Annotated in this window: 21 protein-coding genes and 4 tRNA genes; 24 read left to right on the top strand and 1 reads right to left on the bottom strand. The window is 34.2% G+C overall.

The features are described from left to right. The first annotated feature begins 6 nt into the window (after nucleotides 1–6). The 5 genes from mnmG (at nucleotide 7) to COJ46_RS08845 (ending at nucleotide 5,280) form a co-directional block, all read left to right on the top strand. Complete coding sequence (gene mnmG, locus COJ46_RS08865) at nucleotides 7–1,893, top strand: tRNA uridine-5-carboxymethylaminomethyl(34) synthesis enzyme MnmG (protein WP_097976418.1); 1,887 nt, start codon at nucleotides 7–9, stop codon at nucleotides 1,891–1,893. Between the two features lie 21 nt (nucleotides 1,894–1,914). After that, complete coding sequence (gene rsmG / locus COJ46_RS08860) at nucleotides 1,915–2,634, top strand: 16S rRNA (guanine(527)-N(7))-methyltransferase RsmG (protein ID WP_097976420.1); 720 nt, start codon at nucleotides 1,915–1,917, stop codon at nucleotides 2,632–2,634. An 85-nt stretch (nucleotides 2,635–2,719) separates the two neighbouring features. After that, complete coding sequence (gene noc / locus COJ46_RS08855; RefSeq protein ID WP_097976422.1) at nucleotides 2,720–3,562, top strand: nucleoid occlusion protein; 843 nt, start codon at nucleotides 2,720–2,722, stop codon at nucleotides 3,560–3,562. A 127-nt stretch (nucleotides 3,563–3,689) separates the two neighbouring features. Beyond that, nucleotides 3,690–4,451 carry a ParA family protein gene (locus COJ46_RS08850; RefSeq protein WP_025568951.1) on the top strand — a complete coding sequence of 254 codons (762 nt, stop codon included), beginning with the start codon at nucleotides 3,690–3,692 and terminating at the stop codon, nucleotides 4,449–4,451. Beyond that, the gene (locus COJ46_RS08845) at nucleotides 4,444–5,280 is read left to right on the top strand and encodes a ParB/RepB/Spo0J family partition protein (RefSeq protein WP_097976423.1); all 837 of its coding nucleotides are present in this window, start codon (nucleotides 4,444–4,446) and stop codon (nucleotides 5,278–5,280) included. Before COJ46_RS08850 ends, COJ46_RS08845 begins: the two co-directional genes overlap by 8 nt. A gap of 105 nt (nucleotides 5,281–5,385) precedes the next feature. Here the strand turns inward: COJ46_RS08845 and yyaC are convergent, their stop codons facing one another. Then, nucleotides 5,386–5,973 (bottom strand): spore protease YyaC, encoded by a 588-nt coding sequence (gene yyaC / locus COJ46_RS08840; protein WP_049813552.1) that lies wholly within the window; start codon nucleotides 5,971–5,973, stop codon nucleotides 5,386–5,388. Nucleotides 5,974–6,166: 193 nt separating this feature from the next. Between yyaC and COJ46_RS08835 the strand changes: the two genes are divergently transcribed. The 19 genes from COJ46_RS08835 to COJ46_RS08745 all read left to right on the top strand — a co-directional run bounded on the left by COJ46_RS08835 (nucleotide 6,167) and on the right by COJ46_RS08745 (nucleotide 21,832). After that, nucleotides 6,167–7,063, top strand: coding sequence for a mechanosensitive ion channel family protein (locus tag COJ46_RS08835; protein WP_097976425.1), 897 nt, complete (start codon nucleotides 6,167–6,169; stop codon nucleotides 7,061–7,063). Between the two features lie 37 nt (nucleotides 7,064–7,100). Further along, nucleotides 7,101–7,298, top strand: coding sequence for a DUF951 domain-containing protein (locus tag COJ46_RS08830; RefSeq protein WP_056467168.1), 198 nt, complete (start codon nucleotides 7,101–7,103; stop codon nucleotides 7,296–7,298). A 163-nt stretch (nucleotides 7,299–7,461) separates the two neighbouring features. Then, complete coding sequence (gene ychF / locus COJ46_RS08825) at nucleotides 7,462–8,562, top strand: redox-regulated ATPase YchF (RefSeq protein WP_025568957.1); 1,101 nt, start codon at nucleotides 7,462–7,464, stop codon at nucleotides 8,560–8,562. Between the two features lie 130 nt (nucleotides 8,563–8,692). Next, nucleotides 8,693–8,983, top strand: coding sequence for a 30S ribosomal protein S6 (rpsF, locus tag COJ46_RS08820; RefSeq protein ID WP_025568958.1), 291 nt, complete (start codon nucleotides 8,693–8,695; stop codon nucleotides 8,981–8,983). A 34-nt stretch (nucleotides 8,984–9,017) separates the two neighbouring features. Continuing rightward, nucleotides 9,018–9,503 carry a single-stranded DNA-binding protein gene (gene ssb, locus COJ46_RS08815; RefSeq protein WP_025568959.1) on the top strand — a complete coding sequence of 162 codons (486 nt, stop codon included), beginning with the start codon at nucleotides 9,018–9,020 and terminating at the stop codon, nucleotides 9,501–9,503. A gap of 80 nt (nucleotides 9,504–9,583) precedes the next feature. Further along, complete coding sequence (gene rpsR, locus COJ46_RS08810) at nucleotides 9,584–9,817, top strand: 30S ribosomal protein S18 (protein ID WP_025568960.1); 234 nt, start codon at nucleotides 9,584–9,586, stop codon at nucleotides 9,815–9,817. Nucleotides 9,818–9,949: 132 nt separating this feature from the next. After that, the gene (locus COJ46_RS08805; protein WP_176522539.1) at nucleotides 9,950–10,876 is read left to right on the top strand and encodes a YybS family protein; all 927 of its coding nucleotides are present in this window, start codon (nucleotides 9,950–9,952) and stop codon (nucleotides 10,874–10,876) included. Nucleotides 10,877–10,968: 92 nt separating this feature from the next. Then, nucleotides 10,969–12,945, top strand: coding sequence for a DHH family phosphoesterase (locus COJ46_RS08800; protein WP_097976430.1), 1,977 nt, complete (start codon nucleotides 10,969–10,971; stop codon nucleotides 12,943–12,945). Continuing rightward, nucleotides 12,942–13,385, top strand: a complete 444-nt coding sequence (rplI, locus tag COJ46_RS08795; protein ID WP_097976432.1) for a 50S ribosomal protein L9 — start codon at nucleotides 12,942–12,944, stop codon at nucleotides 13,383–13,385. The genes COJ46_RS08800 and rplI overlap by 4 nt, the downstream gene beginning before the upstream one ends. Nucleotides 13,386–13,412: 27 nt before the next feature. Beyond that, nucleotides 13,413–14,771, top strand: coding sequence for a replicative DNA helicase (dnaB, locus tag COJ46_RS08790; RefSeq protein WP_056467182.1), 1,359 nt, complete (start codon nucleotides 13,413–13,415; stop codon nucleotides 14,769–14,771). Nucleotides 14,772–15,036: 265 nt separating this feature from the next. Continuing rightward, complete coding sequence (locus COJ46_RS08785; protein ID WP_097976434.1) at nucleotides 15,037–16,326, top strand: adenylosuccinate synthase; 1,290 nt, start codon at nucleotides 15,037–15,039, stop codon at nucleotides 16,324–16,326. Between the two features lie 153 nt (nucleotides 16,327–16,479). Beyond that, nucleotides 16,480–16,552 (top strand) — tRNA-Lys (locus COJ46_RS08780). Between the two features lie 19 nt (nucleotides 16,553–16,571). After that, nucleotides 16,572–16,643 (top strand) — tRNA-Glu (locus tag COJ46_RS08775). A gap of 23 nt (nucleotides 16,644–16,666) precedes the next feature. Further along, nucleotides 16,667–16,742 (top strand) — tRNA-Asp (locus COJ46_RS08770). A 6-nt stretch (nucleotides 16,743–16,748) separates the two neighbouring features. Further along, nucleotides 16,749–16,821: transfer RNA gene (locus COJ46_RS08765), tRNA-Phe, on the top strand. Between the two features lie 338 nt (nucleotides 16,822–17,159). Beyond that, nucleotides 17,160–17,864, top strand: a complete 705-nt coding sequence (yycF, locus tag COJ46_RS08760; RefSeq protein WP_097976436.1) for a response regulator YycF — start codon at nucleotides 17,160–17,162, stop codon at nucleotides 17,862–17,864. Next, a complete protein-coding gene (gene walK / locus COJ46_RS08755; RefSeq protein WP_097976437.1) occupies nucleotides 17,864–19,699 on the top strand; it encodes a cell wall metabolism sensor histidine kinase WalK in 1,836 nt (611 codons plus the stop codon). The genes yycF and walK overlap by 1 nt, the downstream gene beginning before the upstream one ends. Beyond that, complete coding sequence (locus tag COJ46_RS08750) at nucleotides 19,696–21,048, top strand: YycH family regulatory protein (RefSeq protein ID WP_097976439.1); 1,353 nt, start codon at nucleotides 19,696–19,698, stop codon at nucleotides 21,046–21,048. The genes walK and COJ46_RS08750 overlap by 4 nt, the downstream gene beginning before the upstream one ends. Then, entirely contained in the window at nucleotides 21,035–21,832 is a 798-nt protein-coding gene (locus COJ46_RS08745) for a two-component system regulatory protein YycI (RefSeq protein ID WP_097976441.1), read from the top strand. The genes COJ46_RS08750 and COJ46_RS08745 overlap by 14 nt, the downstream gene beginning before the upstream one ends. Nucleotides 21,833–21,834 lie beyond the last annotated feature (2 nt).

Raw genomic sequence — 21,834 nt, 5'->3', positions numbered from 1 at the left:
GAAAAAATGAGTTTTGAAGCAGGCAATTATGATGTAATCGTTATTGGAGCTGGTCATGCTGGATGTGAAGCCGGTTTGTCATCTGCTCGAATGGGTGCAAAAACATTAATGCTGACAATAAATCTCGATATGGTCGCATTTATGCCCTGTAACCCATCAGTAGGTGGTCCTGCCAAGGGGATTGTTGTACGTGAAATTGATGCACTTGGCGGTGAAATGGGTCGAAATATCGATAAAACACATATTCAAATGAGAATGTTAAATACAGGTAAAGGTCCGGCAGTACGCGCATTGCGTGCTCAAGCGGATAAATTTGCTTATCAGCACGAATTAAAGAAAACCATTGAAAATACGGAGAATCTTACACTAAAGCAAGGTTTAGTAGAAAGATTAATTGTAGAAGATGGACAATGCACAGGTGTAATTACACAAACTGGTGCAATTTATCGTTCAAAGACAGTTGTCATTACAACTGGTACTTTCTTACGCGGAGAAATTATTGTAGGAGAATTAAAATACTCAAGTGGTCCTAATAATCAACAACCAGCAATTAAGCTTTCCGAGCACTTAGAGGAATTAGGAATTGAACTTGTTCGTTTTAAAACAGGTACACCTCCTCGTGTAAATAGTCATAGTATTGATTATTCAAAAACAGAAATACAACCTGGTGATGATGTACCTCGTGCATTTTCATTCGAAACAGAACCGGTTGAAACAGAACAAATTCCTTGTTGGTTAACTTATACAAGTGAAACTACACATCAAATCATCGACGATAACTTACACCGTTCGCCGATGTACTCTGGTATGATTAAAGGTACTGGGCCACGCTATTGTCCTTCTATTGAGGATAAAGTTGTTCGATTTAATGATAAACCGAGACATCAAATTTTCTTAGAGCCAGAAGGAAGAAATACTCAAGAAGTTTATGTACAAGGATTATCAACTAGTTTACCTGAAGATGTACAGGAAAAGATGCTCCGTTCGATTGCAGGTCTTGAAAATGTTCAAATGATGAGAACTGGATATGCAATTGAATATGACGCGATTGTACCCACTCAATTACGTCCAACATTGGAACTTAAGCAAATTAAGAACCTGTATACTGCTGGTCAAATTAACGGAACTTCGGGTTATGAAGAAGCAGCGGGTCAAGGTTTAATCGCAGGAATCAACGCTGCATGTCGTTCACTAGATAAAGAAGAGTTAATTTTAGATCGCTCTGAAGCTTATATTGGTGTTTTAATAGATGACCTAGTAACGAAAGGGACAAATGAACCATACCGTCTTCTTACTTCTAGAGCAGAATATCGATTATTATTACGTCACGATAATGCTGATTTACGTTTAACTAAAATCGGTCAAAGACTTGGTTTAATAAATGATGAAAGATATGCAGAGTTTGAACAAAAGAAAATGTTAATTGAAGAAGAAATAGAGCGTTTAAAAGCAACGCAATTAAGACCGACAAAAGAAGTACAGGAATTAATTGCAAAAAATGGTGGTAGCGAACTGAAAGATGGCATTCGTGCAGCAGATCTTTTACGTCGTCCTGAAATGCTTTATGAACATATTCATCTTATTGCTCCATCTGAAAAAGACTTACATTCAGATGTTAAAGAGCAAGTTGAAATACAAATTAAGTACGAAGGTTATATTGAAAAATCATTAAATCAAGTAGAACGTATGAAAAGAATGGATTTAAAGAAAATTCCTGAAAATATCGATTATCAAGCTATTCACGGCCTTGCTACTGAGGCAAGACAAAAGCTTGAGCAAGTGCGTCCTCTATCAGTAGGTCAAGCTTCTCGTATATCTGGTGTTAATCCAGCAGATATTTCAATTCTACTTGTTTATTTAGAACAAGGAAAAATTGCAAGAATATCGAACTAATAATAGATAGGGGTATTACTAGTGAATAAAGAACAATTTATCGCTGCTCTTAAAGATAAAGGAATCCATTTGTCTGATTTTCAATTAAAACAATTTGATATATATTTCCACACATTAGTTGAGTGGAATAATAAAATGAATTTAACTGCTATTACAGAAGAAGACGAAGTATATTTAAAGCATTTTTATGATTCAATTAGCGCTGCTTTTTATTTCGACTTCGCTGATGAAATTACTTTATGTGACATTGGTGCAGGAGCGGGCTTCCCCTCTATCCCAATTAAAATATGTTTCCCATCTATCAAATTAACGATCGTAGACTCCCTTCAAAAAAGGATTACATTTCTAAACCATTTAGCGAAGGAATTACAATTAGAGAATGTATCATTTATTCATGATCGAGCAGAAACTTTTGCTAAAAGAACTGGTATGAGAGAATCTTTCGATGTTGTAACTGCTAGAGCAGTTGCTAGAATGTCTGTGTTAACTGAATTATGCTTACCACTTGTTAGACAAAATGGCCATTTTGTTGCACTTAAAGGTGCTGCTGGTCAAGAAGAGTTGGAAAAAGCAAATTATGCTATAAAAACACTTGGTGGAGAAGTCAAATCAATTAATCACTTCACTCTCCCAAGCGAAGATAGTGATCGAAATATTGTTATAGTAGAAAAGAAACATAAAACGCCAACTAAGTACCCTCGCAAACCGGGTACCCCTGGTAAAGAACCATTAGAGGTTTAATATGATAAACTAACAAATGTTTCACGTGAAACATTTGTTATGTTTATTCTATTGTGAACGAAATTCTAAAAGGGTGGGAATCACATTGAAAAGCACATTATCTAGGTTATTTGGCTTATCAGAAAAAGAAATTAATGAAGATTCGGTTTCGAGTAATGAAGTTATTCGCCAAATTCCAGTATCGGACATTGTACCGAATCAGTATCAGCCTAGAACATTCTTTGATGATGAAAAAATTAAAGAACTAGCGCTAACGATTCGAACTCATGGTATTATTCAACCAATTGTTGTTAGGGAAATTAGACCAAACTTTTATGAAATAATTGCCGGGGAAAGAAGATTCAGGGCTGTTTCATCTTTAGGTTGGGGTACAATTCCTGCAATTGTGAAAACGTTTAACGATACAGAGACTGCCTCCGTCGCTCTGATTGAAAATTTACAACGTGAAGAACTATCTCCTTTTGAAGAAGCCGTAGCTTACCAAAAACTAATTGATCTACATAATTTAACTCAAGAGGCTCTAGCTCAGCGACTAGGTAAAGGTCAATCGACTGTTGCAAATAAGCTGAGATTGTTGAAACTTCCTGGGGAAATACAACAAGCATTATTGGATAAGTCGATTACGGAACGTCATGCACGAGCACTTATTCCATTAAAGTTGCCTCAATTACAAATTACTCTTCTTCACGAAATAATTGAAAAACAGTTGAATGTTAAACAAACAGAAGAACGAGTAGTTACACTACTTACTGAGAAAAAACCGAAGGCTAAACGTAAATTTAAGGCCATAAGTAAAGACATTAGAATTGCGATGAATACGATCCGAGAATCTTTACAAATGGTTACTAAAACAGGTATGAATATTGATAGTCAAGAAGAAGAACATGATGACTATTATCAGATAACAATTAAAATACCAAAAAAATAAACATTAAATTCACCTCTTTTCAGTGGTGAATTTTTTTTTTCATTTTTAAATCTAGGCACAACGATGAATCTATTCATGGTAAAATAGAAAGTAAGAATTGTTTGTTGTGGAAGGAGTAGATTACATAGTGGTTAAAGTAATCTCTATAGCTAACCAAAAAGGTGGTGTTGGTAAGACTACAACATCTGTAAATTTAAGTGCTTGTTTAGCTCATTTAGGAAAAAAAGTATTACTAGTCGATATAGATCCTCAAGGTAATGCAACTAGTGGTATTGGAATTGAGAAAGCTGATGTGAATCAGTGTGTTTACAATGTATTAGTTGATGATGTTGAGGCGAAAAATGTCATTTTAAACACTGCTATTCCAAATTTTGATATTATTCCAGCAACAATTCAACTTGCTGGAGCAGAAATTGAATTAGTACCTACTATTTCTAGAGAAGTACGATTAAAGCGTGCTTTAGATACAGTAAAAGGTAACTATGATTATATTTTAATAGATTGTCCTCCATCACTAGGGTTATTAACTTTAAACTCACTAACTGCATCTGATTCAATTATTATTCCAGTTCAATGTGAGTATTACGCACTTGAAGGTTTAAGTCAGCTATTAAGTACTGTACGTTTAGTACAAAAACATTTAAATAAAAATTTAGCAATTGAAGGCGTATTGTTAACAATGCTAGATGCTCGTACAAATTTAGGGCTCCAAGTTATAGAAGAAGTAAAAAAATATTTTCAAGATCGCGTCTATAAATCAATTATTCCAAGAAATGTACGCTTAAGTGAAGCACCAAGTCATGGTAAACCGATCATTACATATGATCCAAAGTCAAGAGGTGCAGAAGTATATCTCGATCTAGCAAAGGAAGTGATTGATAATGGCTAAAGGTTTAGGTAAAGGTATTGGAGCATTTTTTCAAGATATAAATCAGCAAGAAGAGTTAGTTCAGGAAATTGATCTAAAAGAACTTAGACCTAACCCATACCAACCTCGCAAAGTATTTGATGAGACTGCAATGTTAGAATTAACTCAATCAGTGATTGAACATGGAATTCTACAACCAATCATTGCTAGAAAAAGCATAAAAGGTTTCCAAATCGTTGCTGGAGAAAGACGATATCGCGCTGCAAAAAATGCGGGTTTAAATACAGTTCCAGTTATTGTAAGAGACCTTACTGAAGAGCAAATGATGGAGTTAGCTGTATTAGAAAATTTACAGCGAGATGATTTAAATCCTCTTGAAGAAGCTGAAGCATATCAAACTTTAATTGAACAATTACACTTAACACAAGAACAACTGGCAAAGAAACTTGGAAAAAGTCGTCCACATATTGCTAACTATTTAAGAATTTTAACTTTACCTAACTCTGTTCAAAAAATGGTTGAAGAAGGCACTCTCTCTATGGGACACGGAAGAGCACTTTTAGGACTAAAACGAAAAGGGTTAATTGAAGGTACCGCACTAAAAGTAATTGAAAAAAATCTAAGCGTTCGTGAGGTTGAAACGTTAGTCAATGATCTAAATGAAAATGTTTCACGTGAAACATCAAAGAAAACCCCAACTAAAAATATATTTTTTAGTGAGTATGAGGATCTTTTACAAGAAAAGTTCGGAACATCAGTTAAAATTAAATCGGCTAAAGATAAAGGGAAAATAGAAATCCAATTCTTTAACAAAGAGGATTTGGAGAGAATCCTTTCAATTATAAAATGAGTGACTCATAGGGAATATTAAATGTGTTGGCTTCCAATGCAGTTAATACTCCCTTTTTGTTTTTATCTAACCTTTTTTATAATTGAAAGTTAGGAAACTAGTATGTTAAAAATCTAATTGGCACGTAAATTTTCTTTCAGTTTCTTTAATTGAATTTGCAATAAACTTAGCCATTTTCATTACAAGGCTTAATCTAGTATTTTGTAGAACATAAAATTCCATAAATCCACTAACATTTACAACTCCAGTTAAATTAATCTCGCCAACTAAAGGTAATTCTTTTTTCATTGCTGCACCAGGTTTTAACGGACCATTGGATAAACGAACGCTACCAATACTTTTTACTCTACCTAAACAGGCATCTACAGCAATGATAAATGGATTGTTATACTTGCCTTTAATTCTTTCAAGTTGTTCTGAAAGATTTAACGCATGAATTGGCTCATCAAGAGTACCATAATAATGAAACCTACTTAAGTTTAATTCTCCTAACATGGTTCCAACTAAAGGACCTAAAGAGTCTCCCGTAGAACGGTCAGTTCCGATACATACAAAAACAATTTCTTTAGTGTGTACACTTGGAAGCGACTTACATAAACGATCTGCAAATCTGTTAATAGCGTTTTCGTCATCTAGAAATACAGAATAATCATCCTTGAATAGGTTACGCAAAGGATTTGCTGAAAATTGCATAATATCGCCTACTTTTCATTTAAGAGAGTAGTATTAGTTTATGCAAAATTTAAACAATTTATACTTTCGTCTGCGATCTTCGTTATTAAATTAAACTATTATTACATTTGTTCATATTTGTAGTTTTAAAATGATAATTCGTTTAGTATTACGTTTGAAGTCACTTGAAAATAGATAGGGGGAAAAAGACAGTATGAATAATGCAGCAAATAAAATAGAACATGCTGAAAAAGTAATAAAGAAAAGCATGCTGACGCCAGAACAATGGGACACAATATTAAATTCATCAATAAAAATAGCGCTAATTATTATCGTTTCAGTATTGGCTGTAAAACTCGGAAGAAAGTTAATCCGTAATCTCTTAAAGGTTAATGCTAGAGGACCGTTACAAGTATCAGAAAGAAGATCAGTAACACTTATTAAATTGATGGAAAATGTACTTGCATATGTAATATTCTTTATTGCTGCTTTGACGATTCTCCCGATATTTGGTGTGGAAATAAAAGGGCTTTTAGTAGGAGCAGGAATAGGTGGCGTAGCAATTGGTTTTGGTGCACAAAGCTTAGTAAAAGATATCATTTCTGGATTTTTTATTTTGTTTGAAGATCAGTTTTCAGTTGGTGACTACATTAGAGTTCAAACTTTCGAAGGAACAGTACTATCAATTGGTTTAAAAACAACTAAAATTAGAAGCGGAACAGGTGAGCTTCATATCATCCAAAATGGAATGATTACTGAAGTAACCAATTTTTCATTACATAATGCCGTGGCAATGGTCGATGTTAGTATTTCATATGAGGGCGATATTGAACATGCGCAAAATGTAATTGAAGAGCATTTAGAAACTATGCCAGCTAGATACGAAGAAATGGTAAAACCTCCTGAGTTTCTTGGGATACAAAACTTAGGACCATCCGAAGTAACATTACGAATCTCTTCAGAAGTTAGAGCGATGACACAGTTTAAAATCTCTAGAGCAATTCGAAAAGAAATTAAGGAAGTACTTGAAAGAAATAACATAGAAATTTCTTATCCAAAGATGGTATTATATAAACAACCAGAAACTAAAAATGAAAATGCGAATGTTTAGTTTGTATGCTACTATTTTAAGGAAGTGAAGTTTTTACATGGAAGAAAAAGAATTTAGCCTAAATGATATAGTAGAAATGAAAAAACCTCATCCTTGTGGAGTGAACAGATGGAAAATTATTCGAATGGGTATGGACATTCGATTAAAATGTGAGGGATGTGAGCATAGCGTTTTAATACCTCGCAGAGAGTTCACACGAAAATTAAAAAAGGTTTTAGTTCGATCTGAAGAGTAGGACAATTTTTAAATCAATGGGTATCTAGTAGAGCAATTTGAAAGATCGCTCATATTAGATACCTTTCGTATGTTTAGAATTAATATTCAGATTTTCTTGTTATTTTTTTTTGAAATCAATATAATTGTGAAAGATTAACTAAGTTCGTATAGGAGTGGAAAATATGCCATTAACAGCAGGAATCGTAGGATTACCAAACGTAGGGAAGTCAACATTATTTAATGCAATTACACAAGCGGGTGCTGAATCAGCAAACTATCCGTTTTGTACAATTGATCCAAACGTGGGTGTGGTAGAAGTACCAGATTACCGTTTAGTAAAATTAACTGAATTAGTTCAACCCAAAAAAACTGTTCCAACAACTTTTGAATTTACTGATATCGCAGGGATCGTGAAAGGTGCAAGTAAAGGTGAAGGGTTAGGAAATAAGTTTTTATCTCATATTCGTGAAGTGGACGCAATTTGCCAAGTAGTACGTTGCTTTGTAGATGATAATATTACTCACGTATCTGGAAAAGTAGATCCAATTGCAGATATTGAAACAATTAACTTAGAACTAATTCTTGCAGACTTAGAATCAGTTGAAAAACGTATTGATCGTGTAGCTAAATTAGCAAAACAAAAAGATAAAGATGCATCTTATGAACATGAAATTTTAGTAAAATTAAGAGATGCATTTGAAAATGACAAGCCAGCTCGTTCAGTAGAGTTTACAGAAGAACAAATGAAAGTAGTAAAAGGGTTACACTTATTAACGACTAAGCCAATGCTTTACATCACTAATGTTGGCGAAGATGAAATTGCAGATGCTTCATCAAACGAATACGTTGAAAAAGTAAGAGAATTTGCAGCTAAAGAAGGTTCTCAAGTTATTGTAATTAGTGCAAAAATTGAAGAAGAAATTGCTGAGTTAGATGATGAAGAGAAACGTACATTCCTTCAAGAACTTGGAATTGAAGAATCAGGTTTAGATCAATTAATTCGTGCAGCTTATTCTTTATTAGGATTGGCAACTTATTTTACTGCAGGTGTACAAGAAGTAAGAGCTTGGACATTTAAAAAAGGTATGAAAGCTCCACAATGTGCTGGCGTAATTCATAGCGACTTCGAACGTGGCTTTATCCGCGCAGAAACAGTTTCTTTTGAAGATTTAGCGACTTATGGTAACATGACAGCATCAAAAGAAGCAGGTAAAGTACGTCTTGAAGGTAAAGAGTATATCGTACAAGATGGAGATGTAATGCATTTCCGATTTAATGTTTAATGAAAATAGCAACTCAATTATTGATTTGCTATCTTAAAAAAACTATGCTATAATTTTAACTCGTGAGTGATTAATTAAATTGCTCCTTGCCCTTAATTGGGCCGTTAGACCAAAAGGAGGTGACATTGTGATGAATAAATACGAAATCATGTACATCGTTCGACCAAACATGGAAGACGAAGCACAAAAAGCATTAGTTGAGCGTTTCAACGGCGTTTTAACTGAACAAGGTGCTGAAATCACAAACGTTAAAGAGTGGGGTAAACGTCGTTTAGCTTATGAAATTAACGATTTCCGTGATGGACACTACATGCTTGTAAACGTTTCTGCTAAGCCAGAAGCTGTACAAGAATTCGATCGTTTAGCGAAGATCAGCGAAGATATCATCCGCCACATCGTTATCCGTGAAGAAGAAAAATAATATTTTTTAAATGCTTTAGGGAGGTAGGAATCAGATGATTAATCGTGTTGTACTTGTAGGTCGCTTAACAAAGGATCCGGACTTACGTTATACGCCAAGTGGGGTTGCCGTTGCAACATTTACTCTAGCGGTGAATCGTACCTACTCAAATCAGCAAGGCGAAAGAGAAGCAGATTTTATTAACTGTGTTATCTGGAGAAAGCCTGCTGAAAACGTAGCAAACTTCTTGAAAAAAGGAAGCTTAGCTGGCGTTGAAGGGCGTATTCAAACTAGAAGTTTTGATGGTCAAGATGGTAAGAGAGTATATGTAACTGAAGTTGTAGCTGACTCTGTTCAATTCTTAGAACCAAGAAATGCATCAGGTAACCAAGGTGGTTCATTCGGTATGAATCAACAAAATCAAGGTTTTAACGCTGGAAATCCTTTCGAAGCACCATCTCAAAAGCCTAGCTTTAATGATGATCCATTTGGTGGGACAAGCAAAACGATTGATATTACTGATGACGATCTTCCTTTCTAATAATAAAAACAGTGTAATGCTGAACGGTTAGCATTACTAAAAAACTAATTTTTAAGTAGAGGAGGGAAATAACAATGGCAATGGGTGGACGTAAAGGTGGACGCGCTAAACGTCGTAAAGTTTGTTACTTTACTTCAAATGGCATCACTACAATCGACTTCAAAGATACTGAGTTATTAAAACGTTTCGTTTCTGAGCGTGGTAAAATTTTACCTCGTCGTGTAACTGGTACTTCTGCGAAATACCAACGTAAATTAACGATCGCAATCAAACGCGCTCGTCAAATGGCTTTATTACCATACGTAGCTGAATAAGCTAAGTAATAAAAAGTACAGCATTCTCGTGCTGTACTTTTTTTGTATTTATGAAAAAATAAGTTTTATGGTAAAATAAGAAATAGTATGCTTATCGCGAAATAAGTAGAGGTAGTTGAAAGGAGCTTTATTTTGAAATCGACTCGATTTATTACCGAGGGTGCAGTACTATTAGCTATTTACTCAGTACTACTGTTAATATTTAGATTTGTACCGTTTCTCTCAATATTTATGGCATTCCTTATGCCGCTGCCGTTTATTATTCTAAGTATTAAATACTCAATTAAAGAATCACTTTTACTTTGCTGTGTGGCGCTGGGATTAACGATTGTGATTACCTCATTTAATTTACTTCCAGTTACTTTAATGTACTCAACAGTTGGTATAGCATTTGGTTATCTATTGAAAAATGAGCGAAGTAAAGGCGAGATATTACTTACTAGTACTTTCTTATATTTAATACATACAGTACTATCGTACATACTATTCAAAGCTGTTTTTCATATTGATTTCGTTAAAGAGAATATAGACTTGGCAACGGAGGCTATAGAAAAAAGTAAGGAACTAAGTGCTAGTCTTGGTACAAACGCTAATGAAAAGGCATTAGATAGTCTTACAAATGCTATTAAATTAATCCCTACATTAATTCCTTCATTATTGTTAATGGTTAGTTTTATACTTGCTTTTTTAACACAACTAGTAACTTTTCCATTAATAAGGAGATTAGGTTATAAAACTCCGAAATTTAAGCCATTTAGAGAGTTTAGACTCCCAGTAGGATTCATGTGGTTCTTTTTAATTGTAATGCTCTTTTCATTCTTCAATTTGAAACAAAGTAGTTTCCTCAGCACAGCAGTGATTAACTTAACATATGTACTTCAAATTTTACTGCTCGTTCAAGGTTACGCATCGATCTTTTATTTTAGTTATTTAAAACATTTTTCTAAAGCGGTACCAATTATTATATTGATCGCAAGTTTTATCATTCAACCATTAATTTATATTGTTTTGCTAATTGGAATTGTCTCGATTGGAATATTTAATAGAAGAAAAATTTAAACATAAAAACATATTTGTTACTAATTTGTTGTGAAAAAGTGAATAAACTTTAATATGTAAGTTAGATTTTATTTGGCTTAGGGGTTGAACATATGCAAGATTTTCATAAGAAACAGATGTTTCTTATACCCGTCTATCTTTTAACTGCTCTTTCAGTGTTTCTGATCGGAACTGTGGTCTATATTCAACCTAAAATAGGGATAATTTTTATCGTTATCTTTTTATGCGTTATTTTTCTAGTTGTAAAGTTAGAAATTAAGTATCGCTATGTTTTAGATATGTATATAGAATCAGTTATGTCGAGAGTGAAGAATTTAAGTAACGAAGCAATTACAGAAATGCCAATTGGAGTATTACTTTATGATAGAGAGTACCATATTGAATGGGGCAATCAATATATTTTAAATATTTTAGACGATCGTTCATTAATTGGTAAACACATATATGATCTATCTGAAGGATTAATGGCTTTAATTTCGAAAAAAGAGAAAAAGGAAGATGTATTAAATATAAGTAAAAGAACATATCGAGTGGTTATTAAAAGGGAAGAGCGATACATTTACTTATTTGATGTGACAGAACAGGCGCAACTAGAGAAGTTATATGAAGACCAAAGAACAGTAATCGGAATTATTTTACTAGATAATTACGATGAAATGACTCAGGGCTTAGATGATCAGGAGCGTTCTAGTGTAAATGGTGCAGTAACAACCATGTTAAATAGTTGGGCTAATAGCCATGGTATGTTCTTGAAACGTGTTTCATCCGATCGATATAGTGTAGTTTTAAATGAAGGAATTCTGGCAGCATTAGAAAATAACAAATTCTCTATATTAGACCAAGTAAGGGAAGAGACTACAAAGCGTAATTTACCTCTTACTCTAAGCGTCGGTGTCGGAGTAGGTAGTTTGAATTTAACCGAACTTGGCCAACTAGCTCAATCTGGTTTAGATTTAGCACTAGGGCGCGGGGGAGATCAAGTAACTGTTAAAAATATTAACGGTAAAGTAAAGTTTTTTGGTGGAAAAACAAACCCTGTAGAAAAGAGGACGAGGGTTAGAGCGAGGGTAATCTCGCATGCATTAAGAGATTTAATGAAGAGTAGCACCAATGTTATGATAATGGGTCATAAGTTACCTGACATGGATGCTCTTGGTTCAGCAGTCGGTATCTTAAAAATGGTAATGCATAATGAAGTGGATGGTTATGTAGTAATTGATAAAGATGAAGTAGATAAAAGTGTTAATCGCTTGATGAGGGAAATGTCTAAAAATGAACAATTTATGTCTTGTTTTATTACACCCGACAAAGCAAAAGAACTTATTTCTGAAGATACATTAATAATTGTAGTAGATACTCATAGACCTACAATGGTTGAAGAAGAATCACTTTTAAATGAGACAGATAAAATTGTTGTGATAGACCATCATCGAAGAGGAGAGGACTTCATTAAGGATGCAATTCTCGTTTATATGGAGCCGTACGCTTCCTCTACTGCAGAATTAGTAACTGAGTTATTGGAGTACCAACCTAAGAAAATAAAATTAAGCATGCTTGAGGCAACAGCCTTACTTGCAGGTATTATTGTTGATACAAAGAGTTTTACTTTCCGAACAGGATCACGAACTTTTGACGCAGCCTCTTACTTGCGTTCTAACGGTGCAGATACGATCCTCGTTCAAAATTTACTAAAACAAGATATGAATGAATATATTCGCAAAGCAGAATTGATAGAGGAAGCCTATATGTACAAAGAGGGCTTTGCGATTAGCTTTGGGAAAGACAATGTAAACTATGATCAAGTTTTAATCGCCAAGGCTGCAGATACATTATTAACGATGACTGATGTCATTGCATCTTTTGTTATTGCGAAAAGGTCAGATAATGTTGTTAGTATCAGCAGTCGTTCATTAGGGAATATAAATGTTCAATTAATAATGGAAGAGCTTGGTGGTGGCGGTCACTTAACAAATGCTGCTGCGCAAATTGAATCTTCTTCAATCAGAGAAGTTGAACAACATTTATTGAGAATAATCGATGAATATATTGAAGGGAGAACAAACAAATGAAAGTAATTTTCTTAAAAGATGTAAAAGGAAAAGGTAAAAAAGGAGAAACTAAAAATATCGCAGATGGCTATGCAAGCTTCTTAATCAAAAATGGAGATGCTATTGAAGCTACTGCAGGTAATATGAAAACTCTTGAAGCGAAAAAAAATAAAGAATTAAAAGATGCACAAATCGAATTAGAAAACTGTAAAAAGCTAAAAGAAACAATTGAAACTTTAACAGTAGAACTAAAAGCTAAATCAGGTGAGGGCGGTCGTCTTTTCGGGTCAATCACAAGCAAGCAAATTGCAGATGAGCTTAATAAAGTACATGGTATTAAACTAGATAAGCGTAAATTCGAAATGAATGATGCGATTAGAGGACTAGGTGTAACAAATATTAAAGTAAAATTGCATCCTGAAGTAAGTGCAACTTTAAAAGTACACGTTAAAGAACAATAAGAAAAACAAGCATCTGGAGGACTAGAAATGAGTGATTTGCTAAATGATCGTACTCCACCACAGAATATAGAAGCTGAACAGGCTGTATTAGGAGCCATACTGTTAGATTCAGAGGCGCTGATATCAACTTCAGAACGGCTTTTACCAGATGACTTTTATCGAGCTGCCCATCAAAAAATATTTGAAGCGATGCTTAAGATTGCTTCAAGGAATGAGCCTCTGGATGTTATCACGCTAACTTCTGAACTAGCTAATCAAGGAGTGTTAGAAGAAGTAGGAGGAGTATCATACTTAAATGATTTGCTGGCTTCAGTACCAACGGCATCTAACGTTGAATACTATGCGAAGAGCGTTGAAGAAAAATCTACTTTAAGAAGATTAATAAGAACCGCTACAAATATTGTAACGGAAAGCTATGCACCAGATACTCCAGTGGATGTTGTACTAAACGAGGCTGAAAAAAGTATCTTAAAAGTAGCTCAGCGCACAAACGTTTCTGGTTTTCAAAGTATTAAAGATGTAGTATTTACTACATTTAGTAAAATTGAGACTTTATTTAATCAACGTGGCGAAATCACAGGTGTACCGACAGGATTTACTGATTTAGATCGTATGACAGCGGGATTTCAGCCCAATGATTTAATTATAGTAGCTGCCCGTCCTTCAGTTGGTAAAACAGCTTTTGCGTTGAATATCGCACAAAACGTAGCGACTAAAACAGATGAAAACGTAGCAATTTTCAGTCTCGAGATGGGATCAGATCAGCTTGTTATGCGTATGCTATGTGCGGAAGGAAATATTAACGCACAGGCACTACGTACAGGTAATCTTGAACAAGAGGATTGGAATAAGCTTACGATGGCTGCTAGTAGCTTAGCTGGTACAGGTATATATATCGATGATACACCTGGTATTAGAGTAAATGACATACGTGCTAAGTGTAGAAGGCTGAAGCAAGAGCATGGCTTAGGAATGATCCTAATTGATTACTTGCAGCTTATTCAAGGTAACGGTAAAAGTGGAGAAAATCGTCAACAAGAAGTATCGGAAATTTCACGATCTCTTAAAGGACTAGCGAGGGAATTAAAAGTACCTCTAATAGCCTTATCTCAGCTATCACGAAGCGTTGAGTCAAGACAGGATAAACGTCCAATGATGTCTGATATACGTGAATCAGGAAGTATTGAGCAAGATGCGGATATTGTTGCGTTCTTATACCGAGACGATTACTATGATAAAGAATCAGAGAATAAAAATATTATTGAAATCATTATTGCTAAACAAAGGAATGGTCCAGTAGGTACTGTTTCATTAGCATTCGTAAAAGAATATAACAAGTTCGTAAACTTAGAACGAAGGTTTGATGAGCAAGCACCAGGTGCCTAAAAATAGTTTGGAATCAGACAGGCGCAAATATCTTCAATCGTCTGATTGGGATCTCATCTAAAAAATAATCACATAGTGAATCTATGTGATTATTTTTTTTTGTTAGGGCAAACTATTTTTATCAAATTCTTTAGTTTGTATTTACGAACAAATAAAACTTAGAATGGAATTATTTAAAGAGATTTATTGACAAATTCCGTAAGTTTGATATACTAGTTTTGGTTTTAGTTCGGAAATAGCGTAATTTAATCGGAGGTGCAGTACATTGTCATCAGTAGTAGTAGTTGGTTCTCAATGGGGAGACGAAGGAAAAGGAAAAATTACCGACTTTTTATCACAACAGGCAGAAGTAGTTGCTAGATATCAAGGTGGTAACAATGCAGGTCATACAATCGTATTTAATGGTGAAAAGTACAAACTTCACTTAATTCCATCAGGTATTTTCTTCTCAGATAAAATTTGTGTTATTGGAAATGGTATGGTTGTAGATCCTAAAGCTTTAGTTCAAGAGCTAGCATACCTACATGATAAAGGTGTTTCAACTGACAACTTACGTATTAGTAACCGTGCTCATGTTATCTTACCTTATCATTTAAAACAAGATGAGTTAGAAGAAGAGCGTAAAGGTGATAATAAAATTGGTACTACTAAAAAAGGTATTGGACCAGCTTATATGGACAAAGCTGCTCGTGTGGGAATCCGTATGGCAGACCTTTTAGATAAAGAAGAGTTTTACGAAAAATTAAAACGTAATCTTGAAGAGAAAAATAATTTATTTGAAAAAATGTATGATTCAAATTCATTAAATATCGAAGAGATTTTTGAAGAATATTATGAGTTCGGACAACAAATTAAAAAATATGTGTGTGATACTTCTGTTGTATTAAATGATGCAATTGATGGTGGAAAGCGCGTATTATTTGAAGGCGCACAAGGCGTAATGCTAGATATCGACCAAGGTACATACCCATTTGTTACTTCTTCTAACCCAGTTGCAGGTGGAGTAACAATTGGATCTGGTGTTGGTCCAACAAAAATTAATCATGTTGTTGGTGTATGTAAAGCTTACACTACTCGTGTTGGTGAAGGTGCATTCCCAACTGAGCTTTTCGACGAAATTGGAAATACAATTCGTGAAGTAGGTCGTGAGTACGGTACAACTACTGGAAGACCAAGACGTGTAGGTTGGTTTGATAGTGTAGTAGTTCGCCACGCTCGTCGTGTTAGTGGCATTACTGATTTATCACTTAACTCAATCGACGTATTAACAGGTCTAGAGACTGTTAAAATTTGCGTTGCTTATAAATTCCGTGGAGAAACAATTACTGAGTTCCCTGCTAGCTTAAAACAACTTGCAGAATGTGAGCCAGTTTATGAAGAACTTCCAGGTTGGACAGAAGATATTACAGGAGTAAAAACTCTTAATGAACTACCAGTTAATGCAAGACATTATGTAGAACGTGTGTCTCAATTAGTCGGTATTCCGTTATCTGTATTCTCAGTAGGTCCAGATCGTAACCAAACAAATATCGTACGTAACGTTTACGGAGCTTAATATAATAAAGCCCTTAAATAAAAATTTAGGGGCTTTTATTATTATTAAAAAAACTATTGCCAAATTATTAGAAAGTATGATAAGATAAATCTTGTCGTCATAACTAGTACATAGCTTATGAAGTTAATCATTTTATAAAGCTAATCATATTATGAGCCATTAGCTCAGTAGGTAGAGCATCTGACTTTTAATCAGAGGGTCGAAGGTTCGAATCCTTCATGGCTCATCTTTTCTTAAATTAATGTGGCCCGTTGGTCAAGCGGTTAAGACACCGCCCTTTCACGGCGGTAACACGGGTTCGAGTCCCGTACGGGTCATCCTTTTTTAATAAAATTATCTTGGTCCCGTGGTGTAGCGGTTAACATGCCTGCCTGTCACGCAGGAGATCGCCGGTTCGATCCCGGTCGGGACCGCCATATAATGGCTCGGTAGCTCAGTCGGTAGAGCAGAGGACTGAAAATCCTCGTGTCGGCGGTTCGATTCCGTCCCGAGCCATCATAAAAACTACTGTATATACAGTAGTTTTTTATTTTATATCAACCTTATTGAAAATAGAATTAAACAGTTCGATTTTACAAAAAAACCTACTTAATTTAAAATAGAAGTAAGTGGAGTAGACCTCTAGCAACAAGCTAGAGGTTTTTTTCAAAAATCTAGTGTTTATATACAAAAAAAATAACACGTCAGATCGTAGTCGTATTATATTTAGAGAGATAGTCCACAAAACGAAATTACTATGATAAGTTTATTTGTTGCCTAATTTAATATGAAATTGCAAAAGATATGTATAGAATTGACGGTAGCAAAAACTGACTAGAAAAGGAGTGCGGGGAATGAATAAAAAAATATTAATAGTCGATGATGAAAAACCAATTGCTGATATATTGAAGTTTAATTTAGAAAAAGAAGGTTTTGAAATTGTTTGCGCGTATGATGGAGAGGAAGCATTACAAAAAGTAGATGAGTTTCTTCCTGACCTAGTTTTATTAGATATTATGTTACCAATTAGAGATGGCTTAGAAGTTTGTAGAGAAATAAGAAAGAACCATGAAATGCCGATCATTATGATTACTGCAAAAGACTCAGAATTAGATAAAGTACTAGGGTTAGAAATGGGAGCAGATGACTACGTAACAAAACCATTTAGTACACGTGAGTTACTTGCCAGAGTAAAAGCAAATTTACGTAGACATCAAACAGGAACTCCATCTGAAAAAGAGGAGTCAGTTGAAGTAATTATTGGATCACTTGTTATCAATCCAAATGCTTATATCGTAACAAAACGTGGCGAGAAGATCGAATTAACTCACCGCGAATTTGAACTACTATATTATTTAGCGAAGCATATCGGACAGGTTATGACGAGAGAACATTTACTCCAAACTGTTTGGGGTTATGATTACTTTGGAGATGTACGAACTGTCGATGTAACAATTCGAAGACTTCGTGAAAAAATTGAGGACAATCCAAGTTATCCACTTTTCATTGTAACAAGAAGAGGAGTAGGATATTACCTGCGTGATCCGGAGCAAGATTAATGGCAGCTTATAATAAAGTTGGTTTATTTAAATCAATTGTATTTAAATTTGTACTTGTTTATATTTTACTCATCTTGGTAGCTATGCAAATTATTAGCGTTTATTTTTCAAGAGAGCTTGAAAAGCAGCTCGTAAACAGTTTTACAGTTGCGATAAACGAACGTGCTAAACTACTGGCCTATAATATAAAAATAGAGTATGAAAAAAAGAAAACTCTGGACGACCCAGAAGTAAAAGCTAATATCCAAAAAATAGTTTCAGACTTCGGAAAGAATATTGGAATATCAGACGTAAGAGTTATTAACCAAAATAGTGAAGTCATTGCTACTTCGGATTCTAGTAATCGGTCTATTGTTGGTAAAAGAACTACTGATATTTTAGTAAAAAGAGCTCTTTTAGTAGGTACTAGAACTGAGAAAGTGTTAATTGATCCTAAAAATGGTCATCGAATGAAAACGATTGTTACCCCAGTAATGGAAGGTGACGAAATTGTTTCAGCCATTTACACAAGTGCTTCAATGGAAAGCACTTATGAAAGAATGGAATTAATTAACCGTATTTTTTCAACTGGTACACTTATAGCAGTCGCGATTACATCCATTTTAGGTATATTGTTGGCTAAAGCAATTACGAAGCCAATCTCTGAAATAAGAAGACAGGCCCAAGAAATGGCGAAAGGGAACTTCTCTCGCAAATTAAAGGCCTATAGTGAAGATGAGATTGGTGAATTAACGATATCATTTAATAATCTATCACGTAATCTACAGCAAGCCAGAGCTTCAACGGATGGAGAAAGAAGAAAGCTTCAATCAGTACTAGAACATATGTCAGATGGGGTTATTGCGACTGACCGTAGAGGGAAAATTATTCTCTTAAACGATCCAGCTGAAACGATGCTTAATGTTTCACGTGAAACAGTATTAAATAAATCGATCTTAGAGGTATTGGGAATCGAAAAGATTAATACTTTAGATGATTTATACGATGAGCCAGATTCAATCATGTTAGATTATAGTAATAATAAGAGACCAATGATTATACGAGCTAGTCTTTCAACTATTCAAAAAGAATCCGGTAAAGTTAACGGTCTAATCGCTGTACTTTATGATGTAACTGAACAGGAAAAAATAGAGCAAGAACGTAGAGATTTTGTCTCCAATGTATCACATGAATTAAGAACGCCGTTAACAACGATGCGGAGTTATTTAGAAGCATTGTCAGATGGAGCTTGGGAGAATAAAGAAATTGCACCTAAGTTTTTACAAGTAACTCAAGATGAAACAGAACGAATGATTCGATTAGTAAATGACTTATTACAATTATCTAAGTTAGATAGTACAGAGTATCGTTTAATGAAAGATTGGGTTAACTTTACAGAGTTATTTAATCGTATAATTGATCGACATGAAATGAGTAAGTCTCAAGAAGTATCGTTCAAACGCGAGTTCATAAGTAAGACAAGATTTGTATTTATAGATGAAGATAAAATTACACAAGTGTTAGATAATATTATTTCAAATGCACTAAAGTATTCACCAGAGGGTGGGACTGTAACTTATCGTATTAAAGAGTCTAGAGATCAAATATTAGTTAGTATTACTGACGAAGGTATGGGAATTCCAAAAGAAAATCTATCAAAGATATTTGATCGTTTCTATCGAGTAGATAAAGCTAGATCGAGACAAGTTGGGGGCACTGGCCTAGGGCTTGCTTTGGCAAAAGAAATGATTTACGCGCACGATGGTCATATATGGGCTAAAAGTGAAGAAGGAAAGGGTACAACAGTCTATTTCACACTTCCAGTGGCTGATGACCAAGAGGATGAGTGGGAATGAGAAGAGAACATATAAAATCAGTTATATTAACTACTCTTGTTATAGTAAGCTTAGTACTTTCATATAGCTTATGGTCATATCAACCAACATACGATGTACTTCAAAATCAAGACTATGTCCAAAAAGTTTCGATTGGTGCAAAGAGAGACTTTAAGGACATAGTAATTCCGAATTTATTAGTTGTGCATGAATCAAATAAAAATTATGAAACAACTAAACAGGGTAATATATCACCAATTTATAGATCATTGCAGAAATCCGAAATCACAAATTTTGAAAACCTGACAAATAAAACATCTGAAGTTGCCTATCAATCAATTACAAAAGGAAAAAATAAATTAGAAATTATTTTTCCAACTGTAGTACCAGTAGAGACATTAGGTAAAGTTCTTAATCTAGATGCAAAACGATTACAAAATGTTTTATTTGACCGAATAATCATCAATTTATCTACTAAACAGGATTCTTCAGCAAGGATCTATTTTTCAAATGAAGCACAAAATATTCTCTATGGAGCAACCTTTGATAACTCTTCAATCATTGCTTCAGTTGAAAAGATTAGAGACAATTACGAAAGCTTTACTGAAAGCTTAAGATATAAGTTAGATTCAGGTAAAATAATTTATTTACCTAAAAAACCAATTAAATTAACTACGATGGAGTTTCTTACAACGGATATAGATGTTGATAAATTAAAAGATGCAATATTTAGTGATCCTTCAAATGTCCGAAAAGAAAGTACTGATTCAGGAGATACATTCACAGACGGTACTAGATTAATGTCAGTTTCACCATTAAATCGTTCGATTTCATTTGTTAATCCGACAACGCCTGAAAACAATAATAATCAAAGTCCTAATTTATTAGTCCAAAGAAGTGTTGATTTTATTAATGCTCATGGTGGTTGGACTGATGGATATATTTTGTCTGGGGTTAAACCTGAGAATAATGAAGTTTCATTTAGACTTTTTGTAAATAATTTACCTGTGTATAATAATTCAACAATTACGACGAGTTGGGGAGTAGACGATATAGAAACCTTTAAACGTCCATTGTATAAATTTAGAATTCAGGTGGACAAGAAGGAAAGTGAAATGGAATTAATGGCTGGTCCTCAAATTATGGAGATCATCTCTAATAATAAGTCGATTAATAAATCCCTTATTAAGGATATTAGCTTAGGGTACGAGACGATATTTGATGAAGATAAATCAACCATCAATCAGCCTTACTATAATAGAGCAATCCAGCTAAAACCTGTTTGGATTATAAATTACGATGACACATATAAAAAGATTGATCAAGATTTGCTAAGTAGAACTGGGGTGAATATTGTTGGATTGGAGTAGGATCAAAACAATATTTATTTTAACTTTCTTAGTATTAGATTTATTTTTAGCGATTCAATATTATCAAAAGCGAAGTAGCGATCAGTTTGATACGATGGCAGAATCGAGTATTGAGGAGCAATTAAAGGAAAATGATATCACGTATGTGACATTACCTAAAAATTCTTTAAAGGAATCTTATATATCAGGTAATAGTAAGGATTTCTCCAAGAAAACTATTGCTGATAGAAAAGGACAGAATATACAAATCTACAAAGATGTATTACAAAGTCAATTGAAAAAACCAGTTCCAATTGCAGAGACAAATAAAATACTCTTCTTAGAAAACTTTGTGAAGGAGTATGTTTGGAATGGTGGTAACTATCGTTATTGTCAAATTGATCCAACATCAAAAACGATATACTTCTGTCAAACCTATAAAGATCGCCTAATTTATAATATCGAAAGCTCAGTAGTTGAAATAAAGTATAACGATAATAATGAGATTTACGGGTATCGCCAAAGATATTTAGAAAACTTAAAAGAAATGATCGATAAAAAGAATGTGCAAGAAGCTTTACCGGCAATTAAAGCCATTGAAAATTTATTTGTAAAAGATGAATTAAAACCGAGTGATCGTATTACAAAAGTTGATTTTGGCTATTATACAGTAATCCCGTTATCGAATGGAGTTAAATTCATAGCACCAGCGTGGCATATCGTTGTCAATGAACAGCAGGATTACTTTGTTAATGCCATTGAGGGACAAATAATTAAGATAGATAATGAACAATGGAGTGAATAGCG

The organism is Bacillus sp. AFS077874 (genome assembly GCF_002566505.1).
Classification (GTDB): domain Bacteria; phylum Bacillota; class Bacilli; order Bacillales; family Bacillaceae_G; genus Gottfriedia.
Note: the sequence above shows the minus strand (reverse complement) of the source record. Positions and strands in the feature narration are given on the sequence as shown.